The following is a 15,883-nucleotide window of genomic DNA, read 5'->3' as shown; positions in this document are numbered from 1 at the left end:
TTAGTTGGCGCTACCGGCGCTGGCTCAGCTTCCGCTGGCTGACTGCCGGCCCCGGTAGCGGCGCAACAGCTCGGCGGCGCGTGGCTCGCTCAGCTCCAACTCGACGAGCGGCACCACCTGGTAACTCCGCCCACCGTGACGCACCTCGATCGTCTCGGGCAGCTCGTCGCACATCGTGGCCCTGATCTCTCCGTACCGGGTCGACCAAAAGTGTTCGCCCGGCTCCTCAGGCTCCAACCACGCGCCGCCGAACTCACCCCAGCGAGCGTTCCACCGCTGGCCGTAGTTCATCTCCAGCCATCTGGTGAAAAGTTTGGCGTCCTGCCAGCGCAGGGCGATCTCCAGCGCGTCCACCGGCACCGGCGCTCCCTGCAACAGCGCTGCGGCACACCCGGTGATCACCTGCGGAAAGTCGGTGAGCCGATCCAGCAGCCGATTCACATTCAGCCCGTCGAGCCGCTCCGCGATCGGCCGGGCGGCCAGGTCGTCGATCCGAGCGTCGAGGTGCGCGTCCAGCGGCTCAACCCCGATGACCAACTGCACATCCATCGCGGCGAGCAACCGTTCCAGCACCGGGACGGTCGTCGCTCGCTCACCACGCTCGAACCGGGCCACCGCTGCCTGGTCGACCCCGGCGAGCGCGGCCAACTGGCGCTGGCTCAGGTCGCGCAGGTGTCGTTGATGCCGCACGACAGCGCCGAGCACTGTGACAAGGCGAGTGGATGACATCCCGGCATGGTGGGCCACTGGCGGGATGTCCGCGATCCCGCTACGGCAGATCGGCGACTTGCCGCCGATCCGGACCCGGGGATCGCCAGGCCCGTGAACCGGCGGATGGTGGGCCTTACTTCAATGAGCGTGATGTCTGTGAGTCATCACGATGACTCAGAGACATCAGGCTCATTGGGGAACGTGGCTCCAGCGCTTGTCCGAGGGCCAGGCGGTTGGCCCGGCCGCACCCGAGGGCTATGGCAGTGGGCCAGCCCGCGGGCGGTGGCGGGGCGGGGCATGACCGGGGCGGAGGGCGGGGCGGCTAGGCTGGCTTACCGTGCTCGTACTCGTGGTGGACAGCTCGACCCCCGCGGTCACCGCGGCGCTGGTGGAGGTCTCGGCAGACGGTGTGGCGTCGCGGGCGCACCGGTGCACCGTCGACGCCCGCGCGCACGGTGAGCTGCTCGCGCCCCAGGTGGATGCGGTCCTCGCCGACGCTGACGCGCGCCCGCGTGACCTGGCCGCCATCGTCGCCGGGCTCGGTCCGGGTCCGTTCACCGGGCTACGGGTCGGCCTGGTGACCGCCGCGACGATGGGTCAGGTGCTCGGCATCCCCACGTACGGCGTCTGTTCGCTGGATGCCATCGGTTACCCGGCGGCGTCCGGCGCGCCCGTCCTGGCCGCCAGCGACGCCCGGCGCAAGGAGCTCTACTGGGCCGTCTACGACGGCGCCGGCCAGCGGATCGTCGGGCCCGAGGTGTCCGCGCCGGCGGTCGCCGCCGCGCGCGCCCGCGAACTGGGCGCGACGATCGCGGTCGGTGACGGGGCGCACCGGTACGCCGAGGTCCTGGACCTGCCCGTTCGGGTCGAGCCGCGCTACCCGGACGCGACAGTGCTGGCGTTGCTCGCCGCCGAGCGGATCCGGGCGGGGGCGACCAGTGAGCGGCTCACCCCGCTCTACCTGCGCCGCCCCGACGCGGTGGCGGCGACCGGCCGCAAACCGGTCCTGCCATGACGGCGGTACGGCTCGAACCGTTCCGCTGGTGGCACATCGACGACGTGCTGCCGATCGAGGCGGACCTGTTCGGCGCTGAGAAGTGGTCGCCCGCCATGTTCTGGAGCGAACTCGCCAACGGGCACCACTACCGGCTCGCCGTCGACGCGGACGGTTCGGTGCTCGGTTACGCAGGGCTCGCCGGCGTTCCGCCGGACGAGGTGTGGGTGCAGAACATCGCCGTCCGCCGGGACGCCCAGCGGCGCGGCGTAGGGCGTGCCCTGCTGGAGGAGCTGCTCGCCGAGGCGGTCCGGCGCGACGCCCGCAGCACCCTGCTGGAGGTCGCCGTGGACAACGCCGCAGCTCAGCGGCTCTACGCGACGTACGGTTTCGAGCCGATCGGGGTGCGGCGCGGCTACTACCAACCGAGCAACACCGACGCGCTGGTCATGCGGCGCGACGCCGAGCCGACCGGGGACGGACCACACGACCATGGCTGACGAACCACTGATCCTGGGTATCGAGACCTCCTGCGACGAGACCGGTGTCGGCATCGTGCGGGGGCACACACTGCTGGCCGACGCGCTCGCCTCCAGCGTCGAGGAACACGCCCGGTTCGGGGGCGTGGTGCCGGAGGTGGCCAGCCGGGCACACCTGGAGGCCATCGTGCCGACGATGGACCGGGCACTGACCGAGGCCGGCGTCACGCTGGCCGACATCGACGCGATCGCTGTCACCTCGGGGCCAGGGCTGGCCGGTGCGTTGCTGGTCGGCGTCGCTGCCGCCAAGGGGTACGCGGTCGCGGCCGAGAAACCCATCTACGGCGTCAACCACCTCGCCGCCCACGTCGCTGTGGACACCCTTGAGCACGGCCCACTGCCCGAACCCGCCATCGCCCTCCTGGTGTCCGGCGGCCACTCGTCCCTCCTGCTCGTGGACGACCTGGCCCGGGGTGTCACCCCGCTGGGCGCCACCATCGACGACGCGGCCGGGGAAGCGTTCGACAAGGTCGCCCGGCTGCTCGGGTTGCCGTTCCCGGGCGGTCCGCCCATCGACCGGGAGGCCCGGGCCGGCGACGCCGCAGCGATCGCCTTCCCCCGCGGGCTGACCGCCGCGAAGGATCTTGCCGCCCACCAGTACGACTTCTCGTTCTCGGGCCTGAAGACCGCGGTGGCCCGGTGGGTCGAGTCCCGCCAGCGCGCCGGTGAGACGGTTCCGGTGGCCGACGTGGCCGCGTCCTTCCAGGAGGCGGTCTGTGACGTCCTGACCAGCAAGGCGCTCGCCGCCTGCCGGGCACAGGGCATCGAGACCCTGGTCATCGGCGGGGGAGTGGCAGCGAACTCGCGACTGCGGGCGATGGCCGAGCAACGAGCCGAGAAGTACGGCATCCGAGTTCGGGTACCCCGGCCGAAGCTGTGCACCGACAACGGCGCGATGGTGGCCGCGCTCGGTTCGCACCTGGTCGCCGCTGGTGTCGCCCCGAGCCGACTGGACCTGCCAGCCGATTCGGCACTGCCGCTGACCACTGTCAGCGTGTGACGGGAGCGGCGGACATGATCGTGCGGATGTGGGAGGCGCGTGCCGAGGCGTACGGAGTCGCCGACCTGATCACCTGGGTGTGCGACACCGCCCTGCCCGAGTTGGAGCACGACCCGCTCCACGTCTCCAGCGAGGTCTTCTCCTCCACCGACCACCGCGTGGTGGTGATCTCCAAGTGGCGCAGCAGCCCTCGCCCGCTGCCGGACCCGCCAGCCCTGCTGGTGGCCCGCGCCCCGCACTCCTGGGACTTCACCCAGGTAGACCGCTGACGCGAGCCACCGTCCAGGCCGCCGGCTGACTGGTCAGCTGCGGCGCAACATCCGGTAGGTGGCGATTCCGCCAGTGCCCAGCGCGGCGAGGAAGACCAGCCAGACGACGGTGCTGCTGACTCCGACCTGCGGGCCGGAGTTGGCGGAGGCGGCGGCCAGGAGCCCGTCCTCGCCCGGGGCGGGCAGCGCGGCCGGCGGCAGCTCCGGCCAGCGGACCAGGCCGGTGCTCTCCAGCATCTGCATGTGGTGCTGGACGAATTCGTTGGCGTCCTCGCAGAGCTTGCGGACGGTGGCGTCCCGGGTGCTGGCGCGGACCGCGCCGATCACCGGGAAGATCTTGCCGTGGGCGACCCGGAGCCGGGTGACGAAGATCTGGTCGAAACGAGCGCCGGAGGCCTTCTGCATCTCGGCCAGCCAGCCCTTCTGCTCGGCGGTCGGCTCGCTGGGGATCGTCGCGCCCAACTTATTGGCCGCGTCGACCACGAGCTGATCGAGCTTCTGGTGCTCGCCGGCGATGCCGGCGCCGATCTCCCGGACCTTCGCCGACTGTCCCTTCTCGGCGGCCATCTGGCCGGCTGGCATCTCCCAGAGCCCGGCCAGCCGCACCCCGTTGAGCAGTGTCATGTCGGCAGCGTTGAGCTGCTGGCCACCGGCGGGTGCGGCGACGGCCACGCCGGGCAGGACACCGACCCCCGCGATGACCGCGATGAGCAGCATCGCCGCTCGGTGGGTCCGGGTGCCCAGTCGGCGATGGGCGAATCTGAGCGGTGCCATGTCTGTGGTGCCTCCTCGATCCGGACCGGAACGCGTCTGGACCGGGCAGCCGTACCCTGCCGGTTGCCCGTCCGCCCACTGGTACGGACTGATCGCGCGATCAGTTCATCGCGGAGCGCCCCGGATCAGCGGGTGACGGCGAGCAGGCCGCCGAGCAGCAGCAGGGTGATCGCCGCGGCGGCGAAGACCATCAGCAACTCCTGACGCCCCCGCGCGACCGGGCCGGCGTCGACGACCGCTGTGGGCAGGGCCGGTAGATCGCGGGTCAGCGCGGCCAGGTCACCGAGGGTGCGGGCCGTCCACACCGCACCGGCGCGATCGGAGAACTCGTCAAGCGTCAGCCGGCCCGCCGCGGTGTGCTGGTGCAGCGCGGCGACCACCCGGTTGCGGTCGTCGTCGGAAGCGCGCAGCTCGACATCCACGCCGGACAGCGTACGCGGATCAGCCCACGTCGAGGGGGTCGGCGAGGAGCCGTTCGAAGGCCAGTTCGGCGGCACCGATCAGGGGCGCGTCAGTACCCAGTTTCGGCGTGCGCAGCCGGACGTGCTCCAGGCAGGCCCCGAGCGCGTTGGAGTTGAGCCGGCTGCGGATCTGGGCCGCCGCCGCGAGGTAGAGGTCACGCATGGTCCCGCCGAAGATGACCATCTCGGGGTTGAAGACGTTCACCAGGTTGGCCACCCCGAAGCCGAGCCAGTCGCCGGCCTGACGGACCGCTGTCTGGGCCCGGGCGTCCCCCCGGTCGGCCGCGTCGAAGACCTCCAGCAGCGCGTCGCGGCCCCGGGAGTCGGAGCGTCCGGCAGCGCGCAGGAGGCCGTGCTCACCGATCTCGGTCTCCCAACAGCCTCGGGAGCCGCACTCGCAGGGCTTGCCGTCGCGGACCACCTTCATGTGGCCGACCTCGCCGCCGTAGCCACCGTGCCCGGTCAGTCGGCGTCCACCGGCGATGATGCCGGCACCCACGCCCACGTCGCCGTACAGGTAGAGGACGTTGTCACAGCCTGCCGCCACACCTCGTGCGTGCTCGGCGAACGCGGCGACGTCGGCCACGTTGCCCACTGTGATCGGTACGTCGATGCCCAACTCGTCGGCGAGGGCCGCGCCGATCGGCTCGTCCACCCAACCGGTGGTGGGGCCGAGTCGGACCAGGCCGTCGTCCCGGCGGACCATCCCGCAGACCGCGACGCCGGCACCGACGCAGATCGCGTCCGCCGGCACCAGCTGCTGCATCTCCTTGACCGCGCCGGCCAGCAGCGGCGCGGCCTCCGCGGCCAACAGCCCGCGCGGCCGGTCCAGATCCCGGCGGTCCAGGACCGCGCCACCCAGCCCGATCCGGGCGGCGCGCAGCCGGTCCACCTCCACTGAGTACGCGTACGCGTAGACCCGGGCCGACTCGGGCCGGACGACCAGTGACGGTCGTCCGGCTCGGCCGGTCTCCTTCGGTGCGCCTTCGCTGACCAGCCCCACCGCGGACAGGTCGGCGGTGAGCGCCCCGATGGTGCTGCGGTTGAGGCCCAGCGTGGTGGTCAGCTCGGCACGCGTGGTCGCCCCGTGGACGTGCACGTGCCGCAGCAGGGCCCCGAGATTCTGCCGTCGGACGTCATCCTGACTCGGTCCTGGGCGCATGCTGGTGCTACCTCCCGCGCGGTCAGCGGGTGCCGGTGGCTGCCGCGCGGCGGCGGGAGAGCGCGTCGACGCTGGCGGCGAGCAGCAGCACGACGCCGGTGACCACGTACTTGACTCCCGCGCTGTACCCCATCAGGCCCATTCCGTTTTCGATGACAGCGACCACAGCGCCGCCGAGCACGGCGTCGAGGACGCGGCCCTTGCCACCGAAGAGGCTGGTGCCGCCGATCACCGCTGCGCCGACCGCGTAGAGCAGTACGTTACTGCCCCCGGTGTTCGGGTCGACCGAGTTGGCCCGGCTGGCCGCCACGATGCCACCGATGGCGGCCATGGACGAGCAGATCACGAAGACCGAGATCCGGATCCGGTCGACGTCGATGCCGGCCCGACGGGCCGCTTCCCGGTTGCCGCCAACGGCGTAGATGTGCCGGCCGTAGCTGGTGCGTTGGAGCACGAAGGTCCAGATGACCAGCAGCACCGCGATGATCGGCACCACGATCGGCACGCCCTTGAGCGAGACGATGAGGACGTTGCGGCTGCGCTCCAGGTTGAGGACGTACATGGCGGTGCCGAGGATGACGGCGAGCCCGCCGATCCGCAGTGCCACCACCGCGATCGGGTCGGTGATCAGACCGCGGGCCACCCGGTTGCGGTGACGCAGCAGTTGCACAGCCCCGTAGCCGACGACCGCGAAGGCGGTCAGCGCCCAGCCCAGGGTGGGGGCGAGGTTGCGGTTGGCGATGGCGACCAGCACCTCGTCGCGGACGGAGATGTTGGTGCCCTCCTGCACGAGCAGCAGCACGACGCCCTGGAAGGCGAGGAAGCCGGCGAGGGTGACCACGAAGGACGGAATGCCGATCTTCGCGACGAGCATGCCGAGCGTGGTGCCGATGACCACGCCTGTGGCGACCGCGGCGAGCACCGCGACCCACCAGGGGTAGCCGAGCACTGTGACCACATTGGCCAGCACGGCCGCGCAGACGCCGCTGGCGAAGCCGGCGGAGAGGTCGATCTCGCCGAGCAGCAGCACGAAGACCAGGCCCATCGCGATCAGCGTGACCGCCGCGCCCTGGGTGAAGAGGTTGGCGAAGTTGCCGGCCGACAGGAACGACGACGGCCGCAGGATCGCGAAGACGGTGCAGAGCACGATCAGGCCGAGCACGGCCGGCAGCGCGCCGACGTCGCCACCGCGTACCCGACTCAGGTAGTTGCGGACGTGGCCTCCGACGGTCGGCGCCGGTGTGACGGCCGCGGGGCCGTCCTTCCGCACGGCGGTGGTGGTCATCGGACGCCTCCTGAGATCGAGTCGGCCGGCTCCGGGCCGTCGCCGTTGCTGCCCGGGTCGGTGGCGAGGCCGAGCCCGCCCGAGCGCCCGGCGGTGATCAGCTCGACCACCTGGGCGTGGGTGATGTCGGTGGTCTTCACCTGGGCGACCATCTGGCCGAGGTACAGCGCGGCGATCCGGTCGGAGACGGCGAAGACGTCGTTCATGTTGTGCGAGATGAGCACCACGGCCAGGCCGTTGTCGGCGAGGCGGCGGACCAGTTCGAGCACCTGCGCGGTCTGTGCCACGCCGAGCGCCGCAGTCGGCTCGTCCAGGATGACGAGCTTGCTGTTCCACAGCACCGCCTTGGCGATGGCCACGGTCTGGCGCTGGCCGCCGGAGAGGCTGGACACGTGCTGGCGGAGTGAGGTGACGGTGCGGATGGAGAGCCCGGCCAGGGTTTCGGCGGCGAGCTGCTCCATTGTCGGCTCGTCCAGGACGATGCCGCTGCGCTTCTCCCGGCCGAGGAACATGTTCTGCACGATGTCCAGGTTGTCGCAGAGCGCGAGGTCCTGGTAGACGACCTCGATGCCGAGCGTGGCGGCGTCGCGAGGGCTGCCGATGTGCACCGGTTCACCGTTGAACAGGAACTCTCCGGCGTCGGAGGGGTGGATACCGCTGATGCACTTCACCAGGGTCGACTTGCCGGCGCCGTTGTCGCCTACCAGTGCGGTCACTTCGCCTGGGTGGACGGTCAGGGCGACGTCGCGGAGCACCTGGACGGGACCGAAGCTCTTGTCGATCCCGCGGAGTTCCAGCAGGGGGGTCGCGGACACGGGGTCTCCTTCTTAAGGGAGGGTCGGGGCCCGTCCGGCGGGCGCCGCCCGGCACGGGAGGTGCTCCCGTGCCGGGCGGCGGTGGTCGTTCCGGCGGGTACTGCGGCGTCGGTCAGCTGATGCCGGCTTCGGCGCAGAACTTGGCGTAGGCCCCGGTGCAGACCTGCTCCTTGGTCGCGTAGCCGTCGGCGATGACGTCCTTGACGTTGTCCTTGTAGATGGCCTTCGGGGTGAGCAGCACCGAGGGGACGTCGCGGTCACCGTCCTTCACCGACTGGCCGGTGTCCTTCTTTTCGCCCTTGGCCAGCGCGATGGCCAGGTCCGCGGCGGCCTTGGCCTCTTCCCGGACCGCCTTGTAGACGGTCATGCACTGGTCACCGGCGAGGATGTTCTGCAGGCCCTCCACGCTGGCGTCCTGGCCGGTCACCGGCACCTTGCCGTTGATCTTGTTCTTCTTCAGGATCGAGATGGCGGCGTTGCCGAGAGTGTCGTTGGCAGCCAGCACGCCGTCGATCTTGCCCTTGGTCGCGGTGAGCTGCTGCTCGAAGATGGTCGCGGCGGTGGGGCCGTCCCAGCCCGGCACGGCGTCGTCCGGGCCCTTGGTGTATTCCTTGGAGTCGAACTTCGGCTTGAGCACCGAGTCGTAGCCAGCCTTGAACAGGGTGGCGTTGTTGTCGGTGGGGGAGCCGTTCAGGTACGCCACGACGGGGTTCTTGGCGCCCTTCTCGGTCAGGCACTTCGCCAGACCCTCGCCCTGGAGCTTCCCGACGGTCTCGTTGTCGAAGCTGACGTAGTACTGGGCGGAGCCGCCGAGGGTGAGCCGGTCGTAGTCGATGGTGGCGACGCCCTGCGACTTGGCCTTGTCGAGCACGGCCTTGCCGGTGCCGGAGTCCAGGTTGACGATCATCAGGGCGGTGACGCCGCTGGTGATCATCTGGTCGGCGATGGTCTGGAAGGCGCTCTTGTCGTTCTGGGCGTTCTGGATGTCGGACTCGACGCCGGCAGCCTTGAACGCCTCCTCCAGGAAGCGGCGGTCCGCCGTCTCCCAGCGGGGGGAGGACTTGCTGTCCGGAAGGATCACGCCGATCTTGGGAGTCTTTTTGGAGTCGGCCGAGCCGGTGCCGGAGTCGTCGCTACAGGCGGTCAAACCGCCGGTCGCGAGCAGGCCCACGGCGGCGATGGTGAGGATCCCCTTACGCATGTGCAGGGTCCTTTCGGAGGTGGGGGAGGTGTTGTTTTGTTGTGTCCGGCAACGTATTTCGCGTCACACCGGCTCCACAAGACCGCGCAGGTGCATAGTTTGTTGGGAGCGATAACAATTCAGCAACGCGACTGTTACTCCCTGGGTATCCCACGGGGAAGTCGACGTAACGACTGTCGTCAGCGGGTCTGCAACGCAGCGGTGCGGGCGTCGGTCAGCGCCACCAGATCCGCCGCTGCCAGTTCGAGTTGCAGACCGCGCCGACCAGCCGAGACGTAGATCGTCGGAAGATCCAGCGCGGATTCGTCCAGCACCGTGGGCAACCGTCGACGCTGCCCGAGCGGGCTGATCCCACCTCGTACGTAACCGGTGGCCCGCTCGGCGACCGCCCGGTCGGCCAACGCCGCCCGCTTGCCGCCGACCGCCGCCGCGAGCGCCTTCAGATCCAACTCGCCGGTGACCGGAACGACAGCCACTGTGAGCGCGCCGTCGACGGCGGTCACCAGCGACTTGAACACCCGCTCCGGTGCCACGCCGAGCGCAGCCGCCACCAACGCGCCGTAGTTCGGGGCGTCCGGCGACACCCGGTACGGATGGGTGCGATGCGCGATCCCGCGCTTGACCAACAGTGCCGTTGCCGGCGTGCCCTGTCCCGCCACAGCGACGAGGCTAGTCGAGACGGTGCTGGTCGACCGGCTGGCCGATCAGCACCGTCGGTGCGCCGTCGACCCGGGTGAGCACCAGGCTCGCCGCAACGTCCCCGGCCAGCCGCAGGTCCCGCCGGAGCTGCTCCGGGGTGAGCGCCGAACCCCGCTTGAGGATCTCCACCCGGCCCACCCGGCGCTCGCGCAGCAGCGCCCGCAGGCGCTTGAGCGAGAACGGCAGCACATCGGTGATCTCCAGGCAGCGCGCGTACGGGGTGCGGACCGGCTGGTCGGCGTAGAGATAGGCGATGCTCGGATCGCCGAGGGTGGCGTCCAGTTCGGTGGCCAGTTCGGCGACGAGATGCGCGCGCACCACCGCCGGGTCCGGGTCGTACAGGTAGCGACGCGGCGGCCCGACCGACGCCTCGGCGGCACCCGAGCCGGTGAGCTGGTGACGGTGGGCCTCGACGCCCCGCTGGCGGTGGAGGGTGGCGCGACGGGGCACCTCCGCCAGCTCACCGCACCAGAGCGCGGCCTCGACCAGGTCCCCATCCACGCCGACCCACTCGGCCTCCGCGCCGGCCGGAATGAGCGCGTGGTCCACGCCCGGCGCGACCTTCACCACTGTGCGCGGCACCCGGTCGGCCAGCCCGGTGACGAAGTCCCACGGCGGCGAGTAGGCGCGCGGGTCGAAGATCCGACGCCCGGTGCCGGTCGTGCGGCGGGCCGGATCGCAGAAGACCCCGTCGACCCCTGACACGTCGAACCCGGTCGCGTCGCCGCACTCGACAGTGAACAGCTCAGCCAGCCCGGCCGCCTCGGCGTTGGCGGCGGCCATCGCCGCGGTCACCGGGTCGGCCTCCACCCCGTACACCCTGATGCCGGCGCGGGCGGCGGCCAGCGCGTCGGCCCCGAGCCCGCACCCGAGGTCGGCCAGGGTGCGCACGCCGGCCGCGTACAACCGGGCCGCCCGACTGTCGGCGACCACCCGGCGGGTGGCCTGCTCCAGGCCGGGACGGGTGAGGAACATCCCAGCGGCCGCCGGGCCGAACTTGCCCACCGCCCGGTGCCGCAGCTCGGCCTGGGTCAGTGCTGCCGCGGCCAACGTCGGCGGCACCCCGGTCGCGCGCAGCGCCGACGCCGCGACCAGTGGATCACCGCCGGCCAGGTCGGCCGCCGCCGCGAGGGCGGCCGACCCCTCAGGGGTACGCAGCGCCGCCAGCTGATCGAGATCCACCCGGCCATTGTCCCGGCCGGCAGGGAAATCCTGGTTGTCGGGGCGCGACGCGCTGGCACTCTCCTTGACGGAGTGCTAGCCACGGAATAACCTGCGATTAGCACTCTCACCCTGAGGGTGCCAGCTTCCGGGTCTCGCGACCCGGGTGCGCACGCCAGGCGGACCGGCACCCGCGACGACGGCACCGCCCGGTGGCATGAGGCAGATTGACGCTGGTCAGCCCCGCTGGCCAGCAACGAAACCAGTACCCCAGGAGGGTATGCCCGTGACTACCGCGACCAAGGTTGCGATCAAGCCGCTCGAGGACCGCATCGTGGTCCAGGCGAATGAGGCTGAGACCACCACGGCGTCGGGCATCGTGATCCCCGACACCGCCAAGGAGAAGCCGCAGGAGGGCACTGTCCTCGCTGTGGGCCCGGGGCGCGTCGACGACAACGGCAACCGGGTTCCGGTTGACGTGCAGGTCGGCGACACCGTCCTCTACTCGAAGTACGGCGGCACCGAGGTCAAGTACGCCGGCGAGGAGTACCTGGTGCTCTCCGCCCGCGACGTCCTCGCGGTCATCGAGAAGTAAGCAACCGATCAGTGCCACTGCCCCGGTCCGGCTCGCCGGGCCGGGGCAATGGCGCTTCGAAGGGACATTAATGGCGAAGATCCTGAGCTTCTCGGACGACGCCCGGCACCTGCTGGAGCACGGTGTCAACGCCCTCGCGGACGCGGTCAAGGTCACCCTCGGCCCGCGCGGGCGCAACGTCGTCCTGGACAAGAAATTCGGTGCGCCGACGATCACCAACGATGGTGTGACCATCGCCAAGGAGATCGAGCTCACCAACCCGTACGAGAACCTTGGCGCGCAGCTGGTCAAGGAGGTGGCGACCAAGACCAACGACGTCGCCGGCGACGGCACCACCACCGCGACGGTGCTGGCCCAGGCGATGGTTCGCGAGGGTCTGCGCAACGTGACCGCCGGAACCAACCCGGCCGGCCTCAAGCGGGGCATCGACGCGGCGGCCATGAAGGTCTCCGAGGCGCTGCTCGGCCGTGCCGCCGAGGTCACCAGCAAGGAGTCGATCGCGAACGTGGCGACGATCTCCGCGCAGGACTCCACGATCGGTGATCTGATCGCCGAGGCGATGGAGCGGGTCGGCCGCGACGGTGTCATCACCGTCGAGGAAGGCTCGATGCTCACCACCGAACTGGACGTGACCGAGGGTCTCCAGTTCGACAAGGGCTTCATCTCGCCGAACTTCGTCACCGACCTGGAGGGTCAGGAGTCCGTCCTTGAGGACGCGTACATCCTGGTCACCACCCAGAAGATCTCGGCGATCGAAGAGCTGCTGCCGCTGCTGGAGAAGGTCCTGCAGAACAGCAAGCCCCTGCTGATCATCGCCGAGGACGTGGACGGCCAGGCGCTCTCCACCCTGGTGGTCAACTCGCTGCGCAAGACCCTCAAGGTCTGCGCGGTCAAGGCCCCGGGCTTCGGTGACCGGCGCAAGGCAATGCTCCAGGACATCGCGATCTCCACGGGCGCCGAGCTGGTCGCCCCGGAGCTGGGCTACAAGCTCGACCAGGTCGGCCTAGAGGTGCTCGGCACCGCCCGGCGCGTCGTGGTCGACAAGGAGAACACCACGATCGTCGACGGCGGTGGCCAGAAGGCCGACGTCACCGACCGGGTGTCCCAGATCCGCAAGGAGATCGAGGCCTCCGACTCCGACTGGGACCGGGAGAAGCTGGCCGAGCGGCTGGCGAAGCTCTCCGGTGGCATCGCCGTCATCAAGGCTGGCGCGGCGACCGAGGTCGAGATGAAGGAGCGCAAGCACCGCATCGAGGACGCCATCGCGGCGACCAAGGCTGCGGTCGAGGAGGGCACTGTGCCCGGCGGCGGCGCCGCCCTGGTGCAGATCCTCTCGGTGCTCGACGACGACCTGGGCTTCACCGGTGACGAGAAGGTTGGCGTCTCGGTAGTGCGCAAGGCGCTCGTCGAGCCGCTGCGCTGGATCGCCCAGAACGCCGGTCACGACGGTTACGTCGTGACGCAGAAGGTCGCCGACCTCAAGTGGGGCAACGGCCTCGACGCCGCCAAGGGCGAGTACGTCGACCTGGTCAAGGCCGGCATCATCGACCCGGTGAAGGTGACCCGCAACGCGGTCACCAACGCCGCCTCGATCGCCGGTCTGCTGCTCACCACGGAGAGCCTCGTGGTGGAGAAGCCGGAGCAGGCCGAGCCGGCCGCCGCCGGTGGGCACGGCCACGGTCACGGCCACCAGCACGGCCCGGGCTTCTGATCCGGTAGCGACACCCGTTCCGGGGCGCACCGCCGTCAGGCGGTGCGCCCCGGCTCGTTCCTGCGGGCTGGCAGGTCATTACCGAACGCTGACGTTGTTGGCGACCGGGCGAGATGATCGCGCACACTGGGCCGATGAGCACCACGTCACGGCGGTACGCCGCGTTGGCCGGGATCACCGCCGCCGCCGTCGCGATCGGGATCGCCGAACCGGTCGCGGTGTTGACCGGTCCCCGGTCGGCGCCCCTGGTCGCGGTCGGCGGGGTCATCGTCGACGCCGTCCCCGAATCGCTGAAGCAACTCGCCATCGACCTCTTCGGCACCGCCGACAAGATCGCGCTGCTGGTCGGAACTGCCGTGTTGCTGGGAGGCTTCGCCGCGCTCTTCGGTGTCCTGGCGGTCCGCCGACTGGCACTCGGCCTGGCCGGCATTGCCGCGTTCGGCGCCATCGGCGTGGCCGCCGCGCTGACCCGCTCCGGCGCCGACCTCGCCGACGCGCTGCCGTCAGTGGTCGGCGCCGGTCTTGGCGCACTGGTGCTCTGGTTGTTCATCGGCGGACCTTTCGAGCTGAACCCCTGGACCTGGTCACCACCCACGCCGCCCGCTGGTCCGGTGTCGTCCGCTGGCCCGGTGTCGCCGGCTGGTCCGGTGTCGTCCGCTGGTCCGGTGTCGCCCGTTGGTCCCGGGTCGTCCGCTGATCCCGGGTCGCCCGCAGAGTCGGTGCCGGTGACTCCCGCCGGGCCGACGGCCGCCGCCGAACCGGTCGGGCCCGCCGAAGTGGACCCGGAGTCGCGGCGGCGGTTCCTCACCGGCAGCGGGGTGCTGCTCGGCACCGCCGTGGTGGCCGGCCTCGGTGGGCGCTGGCTGGCAGGGCGGCGCGGCGTGTCCGCAGCCCGCGACGCGATCCGCCTGCCCGCGCCGGTCGCCCCCGCACCGGCCGTACCGGCGGGCGCGGACCTCTCGTTGACGCAGCTCGCGCCGTACGTCACCCCGAACTTCGGGTTCTACCGGATCGACACCGCGCTGGTGGTGCCCCAGGTCGACCCGGACACCTGGCGGCTGCGGATCCACGGACGGGTCGGCAGGGAACGCACCTACAGCTACGCGGATCTGCTGGCCCGACCGCTGGTCGAGCGGTACGTCACGCTTGCCTGCGTCTCCAACGAGGTGGGCGGGGACCTGATCGGCAATGCCCTATGGCTCGGCGTACCCCTGCGAGAACTGCTGGACGAGGTCGAGCCGGACGACGACGCCGACCAGGTCGTCGGCCGGTCGGTCGACGGCTGGACCTGCGGCACCCCCACCGCCGCGCTGCGCGACGGACGGGACGCGCTGCTGGCCGTGGGGATGAACGGCGAGCCGCTGCCGGTCGAGCACGGCTTCCCGGTCCGAGTGGTGGTGCCGGGCCTCTACGGCTACGTGTCGGCCTGCAAATGGGTGACCGAACTGGAGTTGACCCGATTCGCCGACTTCGACGCGTACTGGGTGCCGCGCGGCTGGTCCCCCCAGGGGCCGATCAAGACCCAGTCGCGGATCGACACGCCCCGGAAACGTAACCGGCTGACCGCCGGCCCGGTGACCGTCGCCGGGGTGGCCTGGGCGCAGCACCGGGGCATCCGCCGAGTCGAGGTACGCGTCGACGACGGCCCGTGGGAGGAAGCCGCGCTGGCCCCGACCGTGTCGGTGGACACCTGGGTGCAATGGTCCTGGCGCTGGGACGCCACACCGGGCGAGCACCGGCTCCAGGTCCGCGCGACGGACGCGACCGGTGAAACCCAAACCGAACGTACGCAGGACGTCGTCCCGGATGGCGCCACCGGCTGGCACACGGTCACCGTCACCGTCCGCTGATCCACGCCATGGCCTCGCCGCCCGGCTCCGTCCGCGAGGTGTGTCCGCGACGTGCTCTGCGCGTTCGTGGGCTGTGCTGGCGTGCTGGTGGGCTTTGTTCGCCACATGTTCCGCGGGTCGGCGGGCGGTGTCCTAGCAGGCTCTGCGGATAGGCGGGCGGTGTCCGCGACCTGCTTTGTGGGGTCGGTCGGTGGGCGGTGTCCGCGACCTGCTCCTGAGTCGGATCGGTGGGTCGTTTCTGCGACCTGCTTTTCGGATGATTGGGCTGGTTGGCGACGTGCATTGCCGGGTTTCCGCGACCTGCTCTGCGGGTGAGCGGGGCTGTTGGCGACCTGCGCTGCCGGGGTTCCCGCGACTCTCCTTCGGGCCGGCGGGCGGCTGCCTGGTTGACCGGTGGTATCCCAGACCGTGCATGCAGATCTTGGACACTTTCCGTTCGCTCCGAACGGAAAGTGTCCAAGATCTGCGGGGTTCAGAGCAAAAAACGCCGCTGGCCGGCACCCCACGTTGCGGGTGCCGGCCAGCGGTCGGTGTCTTGCGGTCTTACCGTGCGGTGGTGCGGGTCAGCTGTTCCAGTGCTGGCCGACGAGGTCGGTGGCCTGCTGCTCCCACTGGGCGTAGGCGTCCGGGTAGGCCGACACCTGCACGGTCTGCGC

At 70.7% G+C, this 15,883-nt stretch carries 16 protein-coding genes; 7 read left to right on the top strand and 9 right to left on the bottom strand.

Features of this window, described 5'->3' with window-relative positions:
• Positions 1-24 precede the first annotated feature (24 nt).
• The gene (locus AB0B98_RS28240; RefSeq protein WP_357366565.1) at positions 25-729 is read right to left on the bottom strand and encodes a helix-turn-helix transcriptional regulator; all 705 of its coding nucleotides are present in this window, start codon (positions 727-729) and stop codon (positions 25-27) included.
• A gap of 319 nt (positions 730-1,048) precedes the next feature.
• On the opposite strand from AB0B98_RS28240, the gene tsaB reads away from it, so the two are divergent.
• From tsaB to AB0B98_RS28220, 4 genes are read left to right on the top strand one after another with little or no spacing between them, the layout of a single operon-like run.
• Positions 1,049-1,726, top strand: coding sequence for a tRNA (adenosine(37)-N6)-threonylcarbamoyltransferase complex dimerization subunit type 1 TsaB (gene tsaB / locus AB0B98_RS28235; RefSeq protein WP_357278916.1), 678 nt, complete (start codon positions 1,049-1,051; stop codon positions 1,724-1,726).
• Complete coding sequence (gene rimI, locus AB0B98_RS28230) at positions 1,723-2,205, top strand: ribosomal protein S18-alanine N-acetyltransferase (RefSeq protein ID WP_357366563.1); 483 nt, start codon at positions 1,723-1,725, stop codon at positions 2,203-2,205. The genes tsaB and rimI overlap by 4 nt, the downstream gene beginning before the upstream one ends.
• Positions 2,198-3,244 carry a tRNA (adenosine(37)-N6)-threonylcarbamoyltransferase complex transferase subunit TsaD gene (tsaD, locus tag AB0B98_RS28225; protein ID WP_357366562.1) on the top strand — a complete coding sequence of 349 codons (1,047 nt, stop codon included), beginning with the start codon at positions 2,198-2,200 and terminating at the stop codon, positions 3,242-3,244. The genes rimI and tsaD overlap by 8 nt, the downstream gene beginning before the upstream one ends.
• A gap of 14 nt (positions 3,245-3,258) precedes the next feature.
• Positions 3,259-3,513 (top strand): hypothetical protein, encoded by a 255-nt coding sequence (locus AB0B98_RS28220; RefSeq protein WP_039906914.1) that lies wholly within the window; start codon positions 3,259-3,261, stop codon positions 3,511-3,513.
• A gap of 33 nt (positions 3,514-3,546) precedes the next feature.
• Here AB0B98_RS28220 and AB0B98_RS28215 read toward each other — a convergent pair whose 3' ends face one another.
• From AB0B98_RS28215 to AB0B98_RS28180, 8 genes are all read right to left on the bottom strand, one after another.
• Positions 3,547-4,287 carry a DUF4142 domain-containing protein gene (locus AB0B98_RS28215; RefSeq protein WP_357366559.1) on the bottom strand — a complete coding sequence of 247 codons (741 nt, stop codon included), beginning with the start codon at positions 4,285-4,287 and terminating at the stop codon, positions 3,547-3,549.
• A gap of 125 nt (positions 4,288-4,412) precedes the next feature.
• Positions 4,413-4,709 carry a DUF1707 domain-containing protein gene (locus AB0B98_RS28210; protein WP_238667589.1) on the bottom strand — a complete coding sequence of 99 codons (297 nt, stop codon included), beginning with the start codon at positions 4,707-4,709 and terminating at the stop codon, positions 4,413-4,415.
• Between the two features lie 19 nt (positions 4,710-4,728).
• On the bottom strand, positions 4,729-5,910 hold the full coding sequence (locus AB0B98_RS28205; RefSeq protein WP_357366557.1) for an ROK family protein: 1,182 nt from the start codon (positions 5,908-5,910) through the stop codon (positions 4,729-4,731).
• A gap of 22 nt (positions 5,911-5,932) precedes the next feature.
• A complete protein-coding gene (locus tag AB0B98_RS28200; RefSeq protein ID WP_357366555.1) occupies positions 5,933-7,195 on the bottom strand; it encodes an ABC transporter permease in 1,263 nt (420 codons plus the stop codon).
• Positions 7,192-8,010, bottom strand: a complete 819-nt coding sequence (locus AB0B98_RS28195) for an ATP-binding cassette domain-containing protein (RefSeq protein ID WP_357366554.1) — start codon at positions 8,008-8,010, stop codon at positions 7,192-7,194. The genes AB0B98_RS28200 and AB0B98_RS28195 overlap by 4 nt, the downstream gene beginning before the upstream one ends.
• Positions 8,011-8,122: 112 nt before the next feature.
• Positions 8,123-9,211, bottom strand: a complete 1,089-nt coding sequence (locus tag AB0B98_RS28190; RefSeq protein ID WP_238667594.1) for a substrate-binding domain-containing protein — start codon at positions 9,209-9,211, stop codon at positions 8,123-8,125.
• Positions 9,212-9,390: 179 nt separating this feature from the next.
• On the bottom strand, positions 9,391-9,870 hold the full coding sequence (ybaK, locus tag AB0B98_RS28185; RefSeq protein ID WP_357366552.1) for a Cys-tRNA(Pro) deacylase: 480 nt from the start codon (positions 9,868-9,870) through the stop codon (positions 9,391-9,393).
• A gap of 10 nt (positions 9,871-9,880) precedes the next feature.
• Positions 9,881-11,092, bottom strand: a complete 1,212-nt coding sequence (locus AB0B98_RS28180) for a methyltransferase domain-containing protein (RefSeq protein ID WP_357366550.1) — start codon at positions 11,090-11,092, stop codon at positions 9,881-9,883.
• Positions 11,093-11,351: 259 nt separating this feature from the next.
• On the opposite strand from AB0B98_RS28180, the gene groES reads away from it, so the two are divergent.
• The 3 genes from groES (at position 11,352) to AB0B98_RS28165 (ending at position 15,227) form a co-directional block, all read left to right on the top strand.
• The gene (gene groES, locus AB0B98_RS28175) at positions 11,352-11,666 is read left to right on the top strand and encodes a co-chaperone GroES (RefSeq protein ID WP_030330046.1); all 315 of its coding nucleotides are present in this window, start codon (positions 11,352-11,354) and stop codon (positions 11,664-11,666) included.
• A 70-nt stretch (positions 11,667-11,736) separates the two neighbouring features.
• Complete coding sequence (groL, locus tag AB0B98_RS28170; RefSeq protein WP_238667598.1) at positions 11,737-13,377, top strand: chaperonin GroEL; 1,641 nt, start codon at positions 11,737-11,739, stop codon at positions 13,375-13,377.
• A 134-nt stretch (positions 13,378-13,511) separates the two neighbouring features.
• Entirely contained in the window at positions 13,512-15,227 is a 1,716-nt protein-coding gene (locus AB0B98_RS28165; protein ID WP_357366548.1) for a molybdopterin-dependent oxidoreductase, read from the top strand.
• Positions 15,228-15,883 lie beyond the last annotated feature (656 nt).

Origin of the sequence: Micromonospora sp. NPDC048947 (assembly GCF_040649495.1) — a bacterium.
Lineage (GTDB): Bacteria > Actinomycetota > Actinomycetes > Mycobacteriales > Micromonosporaceae > Micromonospora > Micromonospora alfalfae.
This window is presented reverse-complemented; position numbering and strand designations above follow the sequence as displayed.

Excerpts from the sequence above, each read along its gene's own strand:
- AB0B98_RS28165 (WP_357366548.1), top strand. The coding sequence starts at position 13,512 with ATGAGCACCACGTCACGGCGGTACGCCGCGTTGGCCGGGATCACCGCC.
- AB0B98_RS28200 (WP_357366555.1), bottom strand. The coding sequence starts at position 7,195 with ATGACCACCACCGCCGTGCGGAAGGACGGCCCCGCGGCCGTCACACCG.
- AB0B98_RS28205 (WP_357366557.1), bottom strand. The coding sequence starts at position 5,910 with ATGCGCCCAGGACCGAGTCAGGATGACGTCCGACGGCAGAATCTCGGG.
- AB0B98_RS28220 (WP_039906914.1), top strand. The coding sequence starts at position 3,259 with ATGATCGTGCGGATGTGGGAGGCGCGTGCCGAGGCGTACGGAGTCGCC.
- AB0B98_RS28215 (WP_357366559.1), bottom strand. The coding sequence starts at position 4,287 with ATGGCACCGCTCAGATTCGCCCATCGCCGACTGGGCACCCGGACCCAC.
- AB0B98_RS28190 (WP_238667594.1), bottom strand. The coding sequence starts at position 9,211 with ATGCGTAAGGGGATCCTCACCATCGCCGCCGTGGGCCTGCTCGCGACC.
- groES (WP_030330046.1), top strand. The coding sequence starts at position 11,352 with ATGCCCGTGACTACCGCGACCAAGGTTGCGATCAAGCCGCTCGAGGAC.
- tsaD (WP_357366562.1), top strand. The coding sequence starts at position 2,198 with ATGGCTGACGAACCACTGATCCTGGGTATCGAGACCTCCTGCGACGAG.
- rimI (WP_357366563.1), top strand. The coding sequence starts at position 1,723 with ATGACGGCGGTACGGCTCGAACCGTTCCGCTGGTGGCACATCGACGAC.
- groL (WP_238667598.1), top strand. The coding sequence starts at position 11,737 with ATGGCGAAGATCCTGAGCTTCTCGGACGACGCCCGGCACCTGCTGGAG.
- AB0B98_RS28240 (WP_357366565.1), bottom strand. The coding sequence starts at position 729 with ATGTCATCCACTCGCCTTGTCACAGTGCTCGGCGCTGTCGTGCGGCAT.